Raw genomic sequence first — 19,651 nt, 5'->3', positions numbered from 1 at the left:
TCCGGGCCGACGCGCGTTCACGGTGGTGCCCGGCCGTCATTGAGGGCGCGACGTTAACCGTCTCCGGTGTGCATGGTCCGCCGCATGCAGATCACGAACGCCGCAGACCGTATCGCCGACAGCCTGGACAGCAAGAGGCTGCGCCGTCCGTGGAACCCTGATCTGCACCCCCGCGACAGCAAGGGCCGCTTCATTGAGACGGGCGGTATCGCCCGCCTCTGGGGCGGTGGCCTGGCCCGCGTGGTACGAGCTCTTGGCGGCCGGGACGTGCTGGTCGAGGACCTGTCCACACGCAAGCAGTCCACCGTGCACGCGTCCCGGTTGACCATGGTCACCCGGCCTGACGGCACTGCCCCGACCAAGAGCAAGAGGAAGGTCCGCGACGAGGACGAGCGCCGGACCACGGATGTGCGGCGCGGTACCGGCCGGGACGACGACGACCCCGGCGACCAGGGCGACACCCCCGATGACCCGCACGACCAGGATGACCAGGGCGATGACATCGGGGAGGACGTCGACGGCGAGGACCGTGGTGCGACGGAGCCCGAACCGGAGGACGACGAACCGTATCTTCCCCGTGGCGGAGTCTTCCGCGACGGCGAAGAGGACACCCAGAATCCCGAGACCGTCCACTACAACAACGCCCTGCCGATGCCGGGCAGCCGCCTGGCCCGGCACCGGGCCGGCCAGGGCGACGCCCTGCGGGCTCCCGGCGGGAAGCCGAGGAAGGGCAACCCGAACGGGCACCTGAAGTTCCGCGACACCGACCACGCCAACGATGCCGCCAGCGAACTGGTCGATGACTACCTGGACGGGCTGAGCAACGCTTGGAAGGCCGACGGCTGGGACGACCGCAAGGCCCGCCGGTTGTACGAGCAGCTGGAAGACGCTGTCGGCGACCTGATCCAGGTCGATAACCAAGAGCACGATGCCACCACCCGGGACCTGATCGACGGGCTTCCGGAGTCAGCGGCCAAGGCCGAGGAACTGGCCGAGCTCGCCGACCGTGCGGGCAAGACAGACCTTGCCGAGGCCGCCGCCACCCTGTCCGACGCCCTTGATCTCGCCCACACGCGCTTCACCGCCCACGGCGACACCCCCCTTCGCAACCCCCGGAAGAACGCCCCCGCCCGACTCGGCGCCTGGCACCCGACCCCCGCAGCCCCGGCGAAGAAGGCGACCGCCAAACGCATCCGCCGCGATCCCAACCGGCGCTACAAGACCCTGGACGACGTACGAGCGCACTGGGCCAACGGCAAGCTGACGCAGTTCGAGAAGAACGAGGAACGGCACGCCGCCCACCGCGAAGCGATGCGCTCGTACATGGACAGGCTCGACAAGCCGCAGCTGTCGCGCAACGGGCACTTCACCATCGGGAAGCTCCCGGAGACCTCCGGTAACGGGCCGTCGGGCTGGGCCGTGACCCATAACGACACCGGCATCCGCATGGTCACCACCCCGCGCAAGGCCGAAGCGCTCGACTTCGCCAACCGCATGGAGACCGCGCAGCTCGACGGGAAGCCGATCGACTGGAACGCCCCGGACGCGTTCGATGGGTTCCACACCCCCGAAGGTAAGCGCCTCGCGGCCAGCATGGCCGCCGAGTCCCAGAAGACGTTCGCCGAGCGGGCCGTCAAGAAGAAGGAGGGCGCTACCTCCCGCACGAAGCCCGCCACCCCCACCCTCTCGCCGGACCAGCAGTCAGCACAGGATGTCGCTGGCCGCACCGGTGCCCCCGCCTCGAACATTGGCGTGGGTCACATCGGAGGTGGCGGTGAGGCCCAGGACCGCCCCCGCAACGACGTGGAGCTCCGCGAGTTCTGGAAGCGCGGCGGCGCCCACGCCGGGGCCCGCAAGGACAGCCGGAAGGCGCAGGGCAACGCCCTGCGCCTGATGGCCAACGACCCGAACCTGCGCATCACGCTCGCCAGCCACCACGGCTTCGCCATCGTGGAGGACACCAGCGCCGATGACGCCTCGCGCTTCCGGGTCCTCACCTCCGGCGCCGGCCGCCGCCTGAGCGGCCTCGGTGTCGGCCGCATCCACGAGTACGGTCGGTTCCCCGACCGGGAGACCGCGGATCGCTTCGCCCTGTACCTCGGCAGTAACCTCCGGGACAAGGACGGCCGAACCCTCGACTGGGGCGACCCGAACATCGGCGCGGCGCTGAGCACGTTCCGCGACAAGGACGGGCAGCCGTCACCGCTTGCAATCTGGCAGCTCGCAGGCCAGTTCGACCGAGAGCGCGGCGTCTCCGACAGTGCGGCCGCCCGCCTGGGCCGCCGCCACGACGAGCCGACCGAAGAACAGCGCAACAACCCCGAGACCGCCCCCGCGAACCCCGCACCGGGTGCTCCGGACGAAGATGTGACCCAGCCGGCCGTTGGCCAGCGCAACGAGCAGGAGGAGCAGAGTGAGCGCGTACAGCGAGCTGGTGAAGGCGTACTGGGAGACGTACCGGCCGGAGGCGCTGAAGGAGATCGCCGTGACGACGCCGCCGGCGAGGTGGTTCGCGGAGCAGAGCGCGGAGATCGAGGAACTGATCGCGGACTACCGGGACGACTTCAGGGAGCAGCCGGAGCCGGGGGCGGACTTCCGAGAAGCGATGCAGCTGATCAACATGGCGACGATGAGGGCACGGGAGAAGGCCCTGCACGAGATGCTGTACAGCCTGCCGAAGGAGCCGGGCACGGAGAACAAGGAGATGCCGATGGTGACGCTGCCGAAGATCGCAGCCGGGTAACCTTCGGCTCTGCCGAGCAGGAGCAGACCGCTCCGCAGTACCAGCCGCCGGAGGACGGCCACACCGTCGTCCCCAGCGGCGTCCTGGCCCGCGTCAAGGCGAACATCGCCGCCATCGAGGTGCTGCGCCGCCTCCAGGACGAGAACCGGCCGGCCACGGCCTCCGAGCAGGAGACCCTGGCCCGCTGGTCCGGCTGGGGCGCCACCCCGCAGGTCTTCGTGGACTCCCCGAAGCCCGAGTTCGCACCGCTTCAGCGCCGGCTTCGAGAACTCCTGAGCGACAGCGAGTACGAGGCCGCGCAGGACAACACCCTCAACGCCCACTACACCGACCCGGCCATCGCCCAGCAGGTGTGGAAGGCCGTACGCGAACTCGGCTTCGACGGCGGGAACGTCCTGGAACCGGGCAGCGGCTCCGGCAACTTCATCGGGTACGCGCCCGAGCACGCCCACATGACCGGCGTCGAGCTCGATCCGATCACCGCCGGAATCGCCAAGGCCCTCTACCCCCACGCGGACATCCGCAACGAGGGCTTCGAGAAGACCCGCGCCGCGAACGGCACGTTCGACCTGGCCGTCGGCAACGTTCCCTTCGGTGACTACCAGGTTGTGGACATGCGCCACAACAAGGGCGGTCACAACATCCACAACCACTTCATCCTGAAGTCGCTGGACCTCACCCGCCCGGGCGGCCTGGTCGCCGTCGTCACCTCCCGCTACACCATGGACGGTGCCACCCCGCGGGCCGAGGACGCCCGCATGGAAATGGCCCGGAAGGCCGACCTGGTCGGCGCGATCCGGCTCCCGTCCGGCGCCCACCGCCGCACCGCAGGCACGGACGTCGTCACCGACCTCCTCATCTTCCGGCGCCGGGAGAAGGACAAGGACTTCACCTCCGGCCGCACCCGCAACGGCGAGATCAAGCCGCCCGAGCAGCGCAAGCAGGACGACCCGCCCACCTGGGTGCACTCGGTCCGGGTGAACGATCTGCCGGGCCAGGACCCGGACGACAAGGAAGCGCCCAAGGTCCACGTCAACCCCTACTTCCTGGAACGCCCCCGCAACGTCCTCGGTGACATGCACGTCGGCGACGGCATGTACGGGCCGGGCGAACTGCGCGTGCACGTCGCCGGCGACCTGAACGAGGAACTGGGCCACACCCTAAAGCGGGTTGTGGACCGTGCGAAGGACGCCCGGCTCACCTACAAGCCCGACACCGGCGACCGCCGCAAGGTCGAGCTGCTCTCCGCGGACTCGCAGCGGCCCGACGGGCACGTAGAACTCCACTCGGACGGCACCCTGACCCAGGTCCGCGACGGCATGATCCACCCCTACGACGTGCCGAAGACCCAGATAGAGGAGGCCAAGCAGCTCCTCGGACTCCGCGACTCGATGAGAGCCCTGGTCCGGGAGGAATCCCGGCCGGACGCCGACGAGAACCTGATCGAGACGCTGCGCGCCGACCTGAAGGCCCGCTACGACAAGTACAACGCCAAGTTCGGGGCCGTGAACCGGTTCGACTGGGCGAAGCGGAAGACCACCGACCCGGAGACCGGGCAGCAGGTCGAAAAGGCGTACCGCAAGCGGCCGCCCATGGGCGGGCTCCTGTCCAAGGACCCGACCATGGCCGTGATCCTCTCCCTGGACTCGTACGACGAGAACACGAAGACCAGCACGCCGGCCGCAATCTTCACCAAGCGGCAGTCCCGCCACCGGACCATCGCCGAGCGCGCCAGCAGCCCCGAGGACGCGATGGCGATCGTCCTGGAGCAGCGCGGCACGCTCAACATCGACGCTCTCGCCGACGTCATGGGCGTCAGCCCCGAATCTGCGCGGGAACGTCTCCTTGCCGCCCGGTCCAAGGACCCGGAGACCGGCGACGAGTACCCGCTGGTCTTCGAACCCCACGACCGTGGTGACCTCATCCCGGCAGCCGAGTACCTGTCCGGGAACGTGCGGGAGAAGCTGGAGCAGGCGCAGACCCTCGCCGGGCAGGACTCCCGTTTCGAGATCAACGTCAAGCACCTGGAAGACGTGCTGCCGGAGGAAATCTCCCCCGGCGAGATCGACGCCCCCATGGGCGCGTCCTGGCTCGGCCGCGACCCCGTCCAGGCGTTCCTGCGGGAAAAGCTCGAAACCGACGCTGTGACCGTCAGCTATCAGGGCGGCTCGATGTGGAAGGTCGACGCTCCCGAGCACGTCATCAAGAGCCAGGCCGCCCGGTCGATCTGGGGCACCAAGGGGTTCAACGCGGTCAAGCTCGCCGAAGCGATCCTCACCAACGGCCGGATTCGCGTCACCTACCGGGGCGACGACGACAAGACGTACGTGGACGAGGACGCCACCGCCGCGGCCCAGACCAAGGCCGAGGAGATGCGCGAGGAGTTCCAGGACTGGCTGTGGGCCACCGAGGAACGCACCGAGCAGATCAAGAAGCGGTACAACGACCTGCACAACAACCTGGCTCTCAGGTCGTACGACGGCCAGCGCCGGACCATGCCGGGCCTCGCCGAGTGGTTCAAGCCGCACGCCCACCAGCACGCCGCCGTCGCGCGCATGGTCAACGAACCCGCTGTCCTCCTTGCTCACGAGGTCGGCGCCGGCAAGACCGCCGAGATGGCCATGGGCGTCATGGAGCTCCGGCGCCTCGGCATGGTCAACAAGGCCGCGATCGTCGTCCCGAACCACATGCTGAACCAGTTCCGCGACGAGTTCGCCGAGCTGTACCCGGAGTCAGCGACGAACGGGCGCATCCTCGCCGCGTCGAGCGACGACCTTCAGGGCCGCAAGCGCCGCGAGTTCATCGCCCGGGTCGCCACCGGCGACTACGACGCGGTGATCCTCACCCAGAACGCGTTCGAGTCCATCCCCATGCGCCCCGAGGTGCAGCTCGCATACATCGAGCGGGAGAAGAAGCAGCTCCAGGAGTCCTTGAAGCGGCAGAAGCAGGAGGAGGCCGAGGGCAACCCGGGTAAGCGGGCCGACTCCCGGATGGTCAAGGACATCCGTAACCGGCTCAAGAAGCTCGAAGCGAAGATCCAGGCCAAGCTCACCGCCCAGAAGGACATGGCCGGCCTCTACTTCGAGGACACGGGCATCGACTACGTCGTCGTGGACGAGGCCCACCACTACAAGAACCTCTCTACGAACTCCACGCTTCCCGGCGCAGCGATCGAGGGCTCCAACAGGGCCTCCGACCTCGACATGAAGCTGGAGTACCTGCGCAACACGACCAAGTCCGGGCGTGTGGTCACCTTCGCGACGGCCACCCCGATCTCCAACAGCATCACCGAAGCGCACACCATGCTGCGCTACCTGCGCCCTGACCTGCTGGACAAGGCCAAGATCCGCAACTTCGATGACTTCGCGTCCACCTACGGCAAGGTCGTCTCCGGTACCGAGCTGGCCGCCGACGGGTCCGGATTCAGGGAAGTCAGCCGCTTCGCCGCCTTCCGGAACATGCCGGAATTGCTGCGGATCTGGCGCACGGTCGCCGACGTCAAGAACTCCGATGACCTCGCCGAGTACCTGGACACGCCGGACGTGGCCGGCGGCAAGGCGGTCACCATCTCCGTCGAGCCCACCGACGGGCTCGTGGACTACATGGAGGAGATCGCCTACCGGGCCAAGAAGGTCAAGGACGGTCAGGTCGACCCCAAAGACGACAACATGCTCAAGATCAACTCCGACGGGCGGAAGGTCTCCCTCGACCCCCGCATGGTCGGCATTGACGAGCAGGGGGCCAAGCTCCCAGCGGCGGCCGACAACATCGCCCGGATACACGCCGACACCAAGGACGCGGTCTATCCGTCCTCGAAGAACAACCCGACACCCCACGAGACGCCGGGTGGCCTTCAGATTGTCTTCCTGGACATGGGCACCCCGACCGATCCGGGAAAGTCCAAGAAGAAGAAGGGGAAGGCCGAGGGCCCGGCCAGCCTGGAGGAGATGGGCCAGTCGAAGTTCCCGGCCTACCAGGAGCTGAAGGCGCTCCTGGTCGAGCGTGGCGTCCCGGCCGAGAAGATTCGTTTCATCCACGAAGCGAAGAACGACGCGGAGAAGTCTCGGCTCTTCGCCGATGCCCGCAACGGCAAGATTTCCGTGCTTGTGGGCTCCACCACGAAGATGGGCGTCGGAACCAACGTTCAGCTCCGTGCGACCGCCCTGCACCACCTGGACTGTCCTTGGCGCCCGGCCGACCTCGAACAGCGCAACGGCCGCATCATCCGCCAGGGCAACGCCAACCCCGAGGTGGCGATCTTCCAGTACGTCACCGAAGGCTCGTTCGACGGGTTCTCGTGGCAGACGGTGGCCCGCAAGGCGAAGTTCATCCGTCAGATCATGAAGGGCAACCTGACCGAGCGGACCGTCGAGGACATCCCCGATGGGGTCTTCAACGCCGAGCAGGTCACGGCCATCTCCACGGGCAACCCGTACCTGCTGGAGCAGGCCAACGTGAAGGTGGCCCTCGGCTCCCTGCGCCGCAAGCACAAGGGCTACATGCGCACGATCGAGGGCTACAAGTCCACGATCCGCTCCGCCGAGCGCACCAAGAAGTACACGGACGAGCTCACGGCCCAGCTCCGTGGTGTCCTGGCGCGAAGGAAGAACACCCGCGGCGACGCCTTCAATGCCACGATCGGTAACACGGACTTCACCAAGCGGGACAAGGCCGCCAAGGCCCTTCGCACCGCAGCTCTCGCCGTCCTCCGGCGGGGCGCCGAGGACCCCTACCGGCGCGGCGGCCATCCTGAGGTCATCATCGGCAAGGTCGGCAACATCGACGTCGTCGCCCAATACCGGGCGGGGTACAACCTGTCCGGCCGCGTGCCCTTGGTGGACATCCACATCGCTGACGTGCCGCAGACCACCTACACCTACGACGAGAAGGACCTGAAGAAGGACTCCACCCTTCCCCTGACGCGGATCGAGGACCGTCTCGCCGACATCGACAAGGCGATCGTGCGGCTTGAGAGCCGACTTCGCCAGGAGGAACGTGCCGCGGCCACCGCCCGCGAGCGGATGGACCGCCCCTTCGAGGATGCGGACCAGTTGGAGGCTGCCGAACGCCGCTCCAAGCTGATCGCCGCAATCATCAAGGAACAGGGGCAGGCGGTGTCCAGTCCGGACGCAGCCCAGGAGAAGCGCAACCGGATGGAGGCCCTGGAGCACCAGCTCCGGGAAGCACGACTCGCCGCCGGCGAGAAGGCGGCGAACGTGGACGACCCGACGGCGGAGCAGGACACAGACCTTCTTCCCCGGACCCCCGCCGCGCCGTCCATCAGCACTGACGAGAAGGGTCGCACGCGCATCACGTGGCCTGACGCCGAGGCGCGGAAGGCCGCGAAGGAGCGCAAGCGGGAAGAGAAGCGGCGGCAGGCCCGCAAGGCACGCGGTGAGACAGAAGCCGATCCCGAGAAGGTGAGCGACGACCGGGAGGAGCCGGGCAAGGTCGCCCCGCCTGCCGGCAGCAAGGAGCCGTCCGACGACTCCGTTTCCGACACGGAGCCGTCTTCGGAGGCCGCCGGGGGGATCGTCAAGCTGGACGCTGGGCAGGTGCGCTCCGAACTCGCCGGGCTGAAGCCCGAGAACGTTGGCGCCCCCGAAGAGACGGCTCCGGCCCAAGACGACGCCGCACCGGAGCCCGCGGCGCAGACGGGTGCCGGGTCCGTTGAGATCAATGACCTGTTCACCGACAGCAAGTTGGACAACACCACGGCGGTTGATGGGCTCAAGCGGGCCTACCAGGGTCAGTTCCCCGAGGATGAGGATGCCCGCGACCGAGTCCGCCAGCTCGCCGACGAACTGTTCAACTTCCTCGATCAGCAGTGGGGGGAAGCCGCCGGTGGGGTGTTCGGCCCTGCGAGCGAAACGGCGCTGCATCTGGCTCAGTCGCTCCACGACCAGGAGATGACGCCCGAGGAACGCGAAGGCAGCTTCGGGAAGCACGTAGGAGCGGTGGCCGAAGCGCTGCGTCAGCGCCGCGCCCAGCTCTCCACCGAAACGCCCAGCGAAGGCCCGCAGAGTCTAGACGTCGAGAAGGACAGCGAGAACAACGACACCAGCGCCGAAACGCCGGCGGCTCAGCCGGCAAAGACGCCTGGCCCTGTGCCGAACGCTTCCAGCAGCGAAGAGGGCCGGCCCGAAGAGCAGGAGCTTCCGGCCAGCCGCACGCCCCGGAAGCCGGGCACTCCCCGCACGCCGCGCCCCGCTGGTGAGCAGGAGCGCCCCGCAACGGCACCCCGCCCGCAGCCGGCGCAGCAGCCTGTCCCGGCCGATATGACCGCGGGCCAGTTGGCTGACGCCATCGATGACGTTCAGAGCGATCTCGCGCCTCTCGCCGAGTCCACCGACCCTCTGGACCTGGCCATGCGGAGGCGCCTGGAGCAGCACCTGTGGGAGCTGGAGGACGAGGAGCGGCGCCGCTGGAAGCCGGAACCCAAGTACGACAACGGCAAGCTGGTCGAGCGTTCCCGTGAGGATGTGGTAAGGGACCGGCTCGCGGGCTACGGCCTGAACGATGCCGAAGTGCAGGGTCTTGTCACGCGTGTGGAGGATCTGCCTGAGGCGAAGGCAGGCGGCTACGCGGATGAGGAATGGGAGCGGATTAGCGCCGACGCGTCCGCACGGGAGGACTACCCGCCCACCGACGAGCAGAACATCATCATCCAGGGCGCGGCCCGCCGCGGCCTGAACATGGCGGTGATGGCGCTCGCCGGCACGGGCAAGTCGTCCACCCTGAAGATGCTCTCGCACCGCATGCCGGGCAAGAAGATCGTGTACCTGGCGTTCAACCGGAGCGTCGCTGCCGAGGCCCGCGAAGCACAGGCGCGCGGCGAGTACGCGAAGAACATGCTCGCCTCCACGGCAAACGCCTACGCCGCGCGGGTCGCTGACCGACGCCTCAACGCCCGGCTGCCCAGCAGCAAGGCCGGAGGCTTCAAGAAGCTCAGCGCCCAGCAGATCGCCGACCGTATGCGCTGGTACGACACGGTCAAGGCCGGGAACCGGGACCTTACGCCCGGCGGGGCCGCGTCCGTGGCTGAGCGCATGCTCCGTGAGTGGGCGAAGTCCGCCGACGCAGAGATGGGCCCGCAGCACATCAGGGCGAAGGTCGAGGGAGATCCCCGGGAGCTCTTCAATGCGGTCAAGCCGCTCGCGGACCGTATGTGGGCGAACCTCAGCGACCCCGAGGCCGGTGATCCCGACCGTGACCTGCCGATGGACTTCGACTACATCGTCAAGCAGTGGGCGCTCGGCGGCTACAAGATCGACGCTGACACCCTGTTCTGGGACGAGGCCCAGGACGTGAACCCGGTCATGGAGGGCGTCGTCCGCGCCGCCCTCGACCAGGGCGTGCAGGTCGTGGCGGTTGGTGACTCCAACCAGGCCATCTACGGGTTCCGCGGCGCCTCCGACGCCCTGGCCAAGCTCCCCGTGGATGCGCGCGCCACGCTTACCCAGTCCTTCCGCTTCGGCCCGGCCGTGGCCGACGTCGGCAACCGGTTCCTGCGGCTGCTCGGTACCCGGATGCGTCTGAAGGGCTTCGACCGCAAGAACTCTCGCATCGGGCAGCTGGCCCCGGGCGAGGAGTCCATGGTCATCGCCCGGACCAATGCCGGCGTGGCTCTCGCTGCGGTGCAGGCCCTCACCGCGGGCCGCACCGTCGCCGTGTCCGGGGGCGTGAAGGCCCTTCAGGAGTTCGTGCAGGCGGCCCATGCCCTGGCCGAGGGCGAGGACACCGATCACGCCGAGTTGGCCCGCTTCAACGGTATGGCCTTCGACGACATCGTGGAGGAGGTTAAGGCCGACCCCGACCTTCAACAGCTGGCGAGCTTGTTCAACCTGCTGGAGAAGCACGGCGACGACATCGATGCCCTGCTCTCCTCCGGCTCCCGGCCGGCGGCCACCGAACTCGTTGGTGACCGCGTATGGGTTCACCTCGACTGGAACGACCCCCACGCAGGCGACCTGAAGCGGTGGCTCGGCGACGGCAAGAACAACGGCGTCGGCAAGCTCCTGTACGACCCGGCGACGCGCCGCTACTACTACGAACCCGGCAAGCGAGAGGTCCCCTGGAAGTCCAAGACCCGATCCGGCGTTTACAAGATCGACAACAAGCTGTCGCTGGAAGAGGCACAGCAGCGGATCGACGCGCATCTTGAGGAGTTGTACCCGCAGGACGACGCCGATGACGGCAGTGGCCGCCTGGTGCCCGAGCACGAGCCGCACGACGTGCTTGTGACCACTGCCCACAAGGCGAAGGGGCTGGAGTCCGAACGCGTACGCATCGCCGATGACTTCAAGGGGCCTGCGGAGAACAACGACGGGAACATCGACTGGGACACGATCCCCGACGACGAGGCGCTGCGTGTGGCGTACGTCGCGGTGACCCGGGCCACCGAAGTCCTTGACCCGGGCTCGCTCGGCTGGGTGTTTCGGGCCGTCAACGACGACGACCCCACCCAGCCGCCGAAGGGTGAGTACCGACGGGACTTCAAGCTGGACGACTTCCAGATCGGCGACCAGGTCGACTTCGATGACGAGGACGGCACGCCGAACATCGGCACGGTCTCGGAGATCGACCCGCCGCTGCTCACCGTGGTCAGCACCAGCGAAGAGCCGGGCGTCGGCGGTAAGCGCCAGGACGTCAGCCCCGCGCAGGTGCGCCGCCGCAACGGCCAGGCCCGGCCGCTGCTGCCCGCGGCAACCGACGGGGAACTGGACCAGGCCATCGCCGAGAGGCGTTACGGGCCCGAGGGCACCACCACCCTCAGCCCGCAGCGGGTTCGAAACGACCTCGCGAACCTCAACAACGACGACACCAGCACTCCGAAGCCCGAGGAGAACCCGGGCACCCCGGCGCCGGCCGAGACGAGCACCCCCACTGCTGGCCCGGAACAGAATCTGCCCGCCAAGGACGACCAGGTGATGACGCCGGACGGCCCCGGCGAGGTCATGGTCGTGCACGACGGGTCAGTGCTCGTACGCGGGGAGAACAGCACGCGTGTGTGGCCGCTCAAGGACGTGACCCGTCCCGACGGCACCCCGTTCGGAGGGGACCGCGGCGGCAAGGACACGAAGGCCCGCCAGAACGCGGAGGACATCGCCAAGGCATCGACCCGCGAGGGCCTGGAGCTGTCCACCGGCAACCGGCTGCGAGACCTCGACGTCGAGGCCGGCCATGGGACCATCGTGGACGGCGACGGCAACACCATCGGATGGGTCCGAGCCCGCATCGGCGACAACGGCCGCCGGTACTGGTGGGGCCAGGACGCGGACGGCGGCGCCCCCGCAGACATGCAGTGGCACGAGGAACTGCCCGACCAGGCAGGTGCCGCCCCCGTTCGCGCCGCGTCCATCGTTCGTGACGGCCTCGACTTCCTCCGCCAGAAGTACACCGGCGGGACGGCCGAGAACGGCAAGCCGGAGAAGGCCAAGCGCAAGTTGGTCACGCCGGACCGGGCCGTCACCAACATGACCCTCACCCCGGCTCAGGTCCGGGAGCTGGGCAAACTCACCCTGTCCGGGAACTACGCCGACGGCGAGCCCATCGACACCCTGCCTTGGAACGCCGGCCACCGTATCTACTCCCCCTACTCGGCTCAGGCTGGGGCTCTTGCCGCGGCCGCGCGCGAGGCCGCAGCCCGCATGGACGAGTCCACGCCGCAGGGTCGCCGTAACAAGAAGGTGCTGCTCGGCGCTGCCAGAAAGATGGAGTTTCAGCAGTACGACTCCGCCCGCCGCGCAGCGACCATTCCGGCCCCAGGGGAAGCCGACGCGTATGACAAACCGTACGTACCTCGCGCCGAAGACCCGGAGGTCGACGCCCCCGCCGCACCGTCGGCAGACGAGCCCGCGACGGCTGAGTCGTTCGAGAACGACGAGGAATGGCGGGCGGCGATGGTGCCGCTTGACGCGGCCGAGTTCCAGGTCCGCCGCGCGGCACGCCGTACGTGGGCTACGGACGACACCCCGGGAAGCGTTGACTTGCTCGAACGAGCCGTTCTGGACGCGCTCGCTGCTCAAGAGGACAACGACCACGACCAGGCCGAACAGCGGCTGACCGCTGCACGCCACCATGCGGCCGCGCTCCTGAGCTCTCTGGAGGACGACGAGCGCCAGGAGATGGAGCAGCCCCTGCGCCGCTTCCTCGAACTGGTCGATGCCCACCTCGCACGTCACCGGGCAACCGTCGACCGGCGACGGTCGGAGGACGAACAGCGGCCCAAGATCGAGGAGGCCGCCGGGGAACAGAATCGGCAGGCGACCCAGGGCTCCGCAGCCGGCCAGCCGAACACCACCGATACGGACGACACCCAGGTTCTCGACCCCGTCCAGGCGGAAGAAGGCGACTACGTCCGTGTCGAAACGCAGGACACCGACGGCAACGCCGTCATCCGTGACGGGTACCTGCTTGCACCCCCCAAGCAGGTCACAGCTACCCGAGACGACCAGCGCATCAAGGCGTGGCGCCTGCACGTGGGAGATCAGCCGGACGATGAGCCGTCGCCGGACAACGCCCTCACGATCCTTCCCGATGAGAAGGTTGAACGTCTGACTGCCCCGGTCAAGCCCCGCAACGATGACGAGGAGCACCCCGGCAGGACATCATCCGACACCGACGACGAACGAAGCGACCGCGACGAACGGCGGTCCACTCGCCGACGGTCAAGAGACGGAGCCGACGCACTCCAAGGCGCCGACGCACCGTCTGGCAGCCCAGGTAACGTTCCGAACCTTGCCTTTCCCCACTTGCAGACGCGCCGCGCCGACGAAGTCCGCGACTGGGCTGGCCTGTGGGCAACTCCGCAGCCCAATGGGGTGCGCAACGTATTTCTCGACCGGGCCGCGGCCCAGAACCCTCACTGGACGGACCGCGTCGATCCATGGGACGTGCGCCAGTGGATTTCCACGCTGGCTGACGTCGACCCCATGGGCCAGTTCGAAGAGAACGAGCGCCGAAACCTTGGAGAGGTCCCGCAGGAGGCGCGCGGGTTCCTTGCCGGTCTCGCCAGTGAACTACGTGCTTCCTCGCTGAAAAGGGGCAACGAGCTCGTCGGGGAGATCCGGCCCATTCTGAGGGAGCACATCGCGACCCGGAAGGGTCGGGAGAAGGCCGATGACGAGCTCAACGAGTTGACCCGGAAGGCGGTCAACGAGGCCCATGAGGAGGTTCGCGCCTTCATCGCAAGGGCTCGGGCCGGTGCGGCCGAACACGGACTCACTGAGCAGCAGGCGGAAGACTTCATCCTTGACCTGGTCGGCGGCGACAACCCCGGCGAGGTGTCCTACGGCTTGAACGCCGTGTACCCCGAAGTGCTGCGCCCCCTCGCTTCCGCCGTAAACGACGGGCACGCCTACATGAGCGCCTTCGGCGGCTGGGCGTCGATGGATGACTCCCACGGCTTCTCCGGGTGGAGCGCGGAGAACCGGCGGCGAGCGGCTGTTGGTGCTCCGATGGTGCCGGCTGCCGACCCGGCCACCCGCACGGGTGACATCGTGGCTGGTGAAGCAGAGCTGCCCAAGGGCATGCGCTGGGTGAAGGGCTCAGAACTGCGGCAAGGAGACATCTTCCACAGCCCGGAAGCTCAGGGCGCAGGCAAAATCTTCGTCGGGCTGGCCTCACCGCAGTACGTCATCCACCTTCACCGTGGAGGACGCGAGGGTGTCGTCCGATCCGTGAACTTGGACCCCGACAACGGACACGACAGGGTGCAGCCCGACTCATGGGTTGTGCTCGTGGAGAAGCCTGAACCGGCCGTACGCAAGAAGGCTCAGCAGCGGGCACGTGCGGACACGTACACCGCAGCGGAGCTACTGACTGATGAGGAGATGTACGAGCTCGGCGGCCCCGACCGGGTGCAGGAGCTCGCGGGCCGCGCCGAGATCGTTCCGGCAGACGAAAGCACGTCCATGATCAGGGGGACGTGGCTCGTCAAGGTCGATGGCGTAGAAGTCGGCCGGTTCGACAACACCGACAACCTGAGCGCGTACACGGCGGTAACCCCCGACGGGCAACGCTCCATATGGCACGAGCCGGAGCTCGCGGCGGCCGGGCTTGTCCTGGCCCACAACAAGGCAGCCGGCGACACCAGCCGGACCGAGGGTTCGGAGGGTGAGAACGACGGAGACCGTCAAGACGGCACCGGCGGTATCACTTCCAGCGGGCCCGCCGCCAGCCATGAGGGCGAGGCGGACACGAACACGTCGAGAGGCGACCGCAGCGGCACTGTCGACGGGCGCCGCGTGCCCACAGAGGAGGAGATGCAGAAGTACGAGACCGGACCCAACCGAGTAGTCAATGAGGAAGGCGAGCGGGTCCTGTTCGGTTCGCCCGAGCGGATGCGCGAACTGGCTGGCGAGGGGGTGGTGCCGACCCCCGGCGTGCGCTCCGACGATGGTGAGCAGGTCTGGCGGAACGGCCGCCTGATCGGCAGCCTCTCTGCGCCGCACCTCGCCAGCCCTTACCCGGACATTGTGGGCGAGTCGTGGAACAGCGAGCCTCCGTTCTCCACCCTCGGCACCAGCTTCACCAGCCGAGAGGCCGCCATCGCGAACCTCGTGCTGCGCGACCGGGAACACGGCGAGCCGGACTTGAAGGCCGTACGCCCCGACCTGGCGCGAAGCCTGGGGAATGCCGTGGGTCTGGCCTTCCCTTCGAAGGACACGCCGTTTCGAGGGCTGGAGACGCTGGCTGGCAATCCTGCCGACCTGGAGCGGTACCACGCACTTCGCGCCTTGGTGTCCGAGCTGGGGCGCGGGGTGACGCCTGCCGGGGACGTGGCTGCGGACCTGGCCCACCTGCATGACGAACTGCTGTGGCTCGACAGCTCGCACTACAAGCACCAGAAGCCTGGCCGCAACGAAGCAGGCATCCTTGGGCCGGGGTGGTTCGCGGACGAGATCAGCGAGTACCTGGACGTGCTGCGTCCGGAAGATCCCCGAGCCAAGCACCATGTGGTCAGCAAGGACCGGGCCGCCCGCCAGTACGTCGATGGGCTGACGCAGAACGGAGGACTGGAGAACGCGGAGACGGTGCCCGTCGCCGACATCCACGCCGGCGACGTCGTCCAGCTTCACGGACGCATGACGGGCTTCTACCCCGGATACACCAACCGCCGACTCGGGTATGTCGTCGGTGACCCGAAGAAGGTCACCTTCAAGGAGGCCGGCGTCAAGCACAAGGGATACCGCGTCAACGTCACGGAGGACCCCTTCCAGGCCGCGCGCGGCAGGCTGGAGCCCCACACCTTCATCATCCCGGCCGACGGCGGAACAGGTCTGCGCCTTGCTCGGGCCGAGGACGTGGACCTGGACTTCGACCAGCACCACTACGGCCGACAGACCGGTGAAAACCCCCGTCCCGCAGCGCCCGACAACGACGCGTCCGAAGGCGCAGCGGGCACCTCCCGACCGGTCCCTTCCGTGGAGCCGGCCGAGGACCGGCCTGCGGCGCCGGAGGCCGCGGTCGCGCCGGAGCCGGTCGGGGGCCGCCCCGCCGAGTGGACTCAGGTCAGCGACCTTCAACTCGGCGACCTGGTCCGGGTCGACGGGGTCACGAGGCAAGGAACCGCCCGTACGCGTGCGGGGCACATCGTGGGCGGACCGGTTCTCATTCCCGTGACGCGGAAGGGCCGCGCCACGGACATGTACCGCGTCCTGATCGCCGACAGCCCGAGTGCCCGTACAGGTGCCCCCGTGTACGTCCTGCCCAACGCCGCGGTGGCGCGCGCTACCCGCGAGGACACCGATCAGTTCCAAGGGGCACCGCAGACAGGCGCTGACGCCGATGTGCTGGCCGGGCGCATCCCGGACAGGGTGCCCACCGACGCGCAGGGCAACGGTCTCTTCCCTGGTGCTCTCGTCACCGACAACGACGGCAAGGAGGGCGTGGTCACGGGTGCGAGCGCGGACAGCGTTCGCGTTCAGTTCGGCAACGACCGCACCGACGACGCCCACTCACCCACCTCCCTCAACGTCACCGACGGCGGCGCGGCCCGGCCCTCCGGGTGGACCGCAGACGGCCGGAAGGTTCGCGAAGGAAACGTCGTCGGCGACCAGGACGGCAGCCGGCTCGGCACCGTTGAGTCCATAGACGGAGACACCGCCACCGTCGCCACCCCGGGCGGGATGAAGGACATGCCCATCGGGGACCTGCGCGTCATCGGGGACACGGAGGAAGACGACACCCGAAACAAGGTGGCCCGCGTTACCCCGACACCTGCCAGCAAGGTGCAGGAGGGCGACGTCCTCGTGCGACAGACACCCAAGGGGCCGCGCACCGCCCGGGTCACTCACCGGGAGGAGCAGGGCGACCAGACACAGCTTGACCTGGAGGACACCACCACCGGCGAGACCACCACGCTCTCGACCCCGAACGACACCGACGTTCAGCGGGCCGAAGGCGCAGACGGCGCCCCGCCGGAGCTTGGGCCGGAGGATGCCCCCACCGACGACGCCGAGATCACCACCCACGAGCCGGAGCCGGCCGTCGCCCCTGTCTCCGGCCCGACTGTGGACCCGCAGCTCTCTCCCGAGGAGCGCGACGCGATCAGGGAGCGCGGGCAGGCCCCGGCAAGCGATCCCGAGGCCCAGCAGGCGACGGCTCGCGTCGTAAACGACCTGCCGGTCACCCCCGCGCAGGCGGCCGCGCTCGCCGAGGAACTGCGAGAGGGCGCCGACTCGGAGACCCCCGATGGCCGGGCAGCCAGACGCGCCGCGGACCGCTTGGACGCCGCCGCGGGCAACGAGCCCGACGACGTCGACCAGCCCGAGCCCGGCACCGTGGGCTCCGTCGGCGAGGGCGACACGATCACCCTCCCGGACGAGTTCGACCCGGACACGATGACCGCGTACCGCGTGGTGAACGTGCAGGCGGCCCCTGGCGGACTGCGGGTTCTCACGGTCGAGGACGGGGACGGGCTTCGCTTCGAGAGGACCCTGGCTTCCTCCGAGCCGCTGTACCAGGTCCCCGATCCGGAGACTCCGGATGCTGCTGACAACGCCGACCAGCGCGATCCGAACCCGGCTCCCCACGCGGACAGGGTCCGCGACGACTACACGGACGCAGTCGTACGTGCGGTCGTGGATAGCGCCCTCGAAGGCACGACCACGCCCGGCAGCATCCACCAACTTCGGCAGCAGATCGCCGAACGGCTCACACCCGAGGCAATGCGTACAGCGATGCGGCGGGCCCGCAACGGGGCTCTGGCCGCCGTCACCGACGCCGGGTTCCAGGGCAAGGAACGCGACGACCTGGTGCGCGCGCTCCGGCAGGATGCAGCCCGGGCACGCACCGAAGCAGTGCGCGCCGCGGTGCGCACCCTGGACGACCTGGAGCCGCTGGACGGCGAGTCGGAGGAGGACACCGCGAGCCGCGCGGCCGACCTGCTGCGCCTCATTCCGCAGGCCCTGCACAGCCGGCCGGACAGCGCTGATGACACCGACGGGGAGACCAGCATCAACGACGACGTCGCCCAGCACGCCGACGACGCGGTGAGCGATGCCCTTCAAGCTGCGGCGGACAGCGGCGAACTCCTCACCCCGGAACGTCGTGCCGAGATCGTGCGGCAGATCGCCGCCCGCCTCGACAGCAGCCGTAACGCGGCCGCGCAGCGGATCGCCTCGCGGCTGCCCGAAGGACAGCGCGCCCGTGTTCTGCCGCAGCTCGTGGCCGGCCTGGCCGCTATCGCCCGGAAGCTCATCGCCGTGATTGGAGCATTTCTTAAGGCCCTCGCCAGAGCGTGGCGGGCCGGCCGTGAGAGCCTGCGGCGTCTGCGCGAGCGCATCTCCCGGTTCCGCCGGGGGCTGATGCGGCGCATCCGGTCGTGGCCGGAGACACGCCGGCTTCGCCGCCTGGCTGCCCCGGGCGTCTCGGCGCAGCAGCCCGATGTCCTGGCACTCGGTGACCGGATCGCCCACTGGGCGCGTCTCCTTCCCGCGCCGGGCCGCTTCGGACAGGTCTCCCGGCGAGCCCGTTGGTACCGGCCGGCCAGCCGTGCATCCCTTGCCGCCGGCCAGCTCCCCCAGGTGCAGGACGGTGTGCGCTGGACCCCCAACCGGGCAGCAGACGGCGGCCCCGGCGCCCAGGCGCTGCGCCACCTCGCAGCCGTCCGGGCGGCCGGGCAGGACGTGGACACCGACGTCATGAACCGCCTGCGCGGCACTGCCCCGGAACTCGGCGACGACCCGCACGAGACAGTCCGTCATGCCGAACAGCATGCCCAGGCAGCCGAGCGTCGCCTGCGGGACCTCGAAGCGGCGGCCACCGGCGGCGCACCCGGCGCGGACCTGGAAGCGGCAGCTGCACGGGCCGAGGCGCAGTCCGCACGGCAGGAAGCCGTGCGCCTTCAGCAGGCATACGCCGCGGCGTTGCCCAAAGCGGTGCGGGACACCCTGGCCGAGATCCGCGAGATGGGGCCGGGCACCACCGCCACGTTGGTGACCACCCCGGACAGCGACCCGGCCGCCGTACGGGCGCTCGCGGACATTGCACAGTTCGTGCCTCGCGACTGGCTGTCGCCGACCGAGGCCCGGTTCATCGGAGCTCGCACTGGTGAAGCCGGGGGCTATGACCCGGCAAGCCGGATCGCGACCGTCGCCGATCTCGGAGACGCTGGCCGCCGCACAGCTGCGCACGCCCTGCTCGCACACCTTCAGCAGCACTACCCGGACGTGCTGGCCGCTCAGCAGGCATTCCACTTCACCCGCACCCGCACCGGCAGAGTAGGAGCGCGGCGCCGCACACCGTTGGACATGCTCCTCGCAAGGTTGTTCCGCAACGGCACAGACCAGGACACCAACCGGGACCTTGTGCCGCTCGGTATTGCGGCCATGTTCGACGGCGACTGGTACGAGGACGACGACCTGCGAGCGTTCCTCCTCGGACTGCTCGCCACCCGATAGG

The 19,651-nt window shown here is 68.8% G+C and carries 1 protein-coding gene; it reads left to right on the top strand.

The window, feature by feature from the left end:
* The first annotated feature begins 84 nt into the window (after positions 1-84).
* Positions 85-19,650: a UvrD-helicase domain-containing protein gene (locus ACFUJY_RS29330; protein ID WP_383305247.1), complete on the top strand. Its 19,566-nt coding sequence runs from the start codon at positions 85-87 to the stop codon at positions 19,648-19,650.
* Position 19,651: the final 1 nt, after the last annotated feature.

This window comes from Streptomyces sp. NPDC057249, assembly GCF_042669245.1.
Lineage (GTDB): Bacteria > Actinomycetota > Actinomycetes > Streptomycetales > Streptomycetaceae > Streptomyces.
This window is presented reverse-complemented; position numbering and strand designations above follow the sequence as displayed.

Excerpts from the sequence above, each read along its gene's own strand:
- ACFUJY_RS29330 (WP_383305247.1), top strand. The coding sequence starts at position 85 with ATGCAGATCACGAACGCCGCAGACCGTATCGCCGACAGCCTGGACAGC.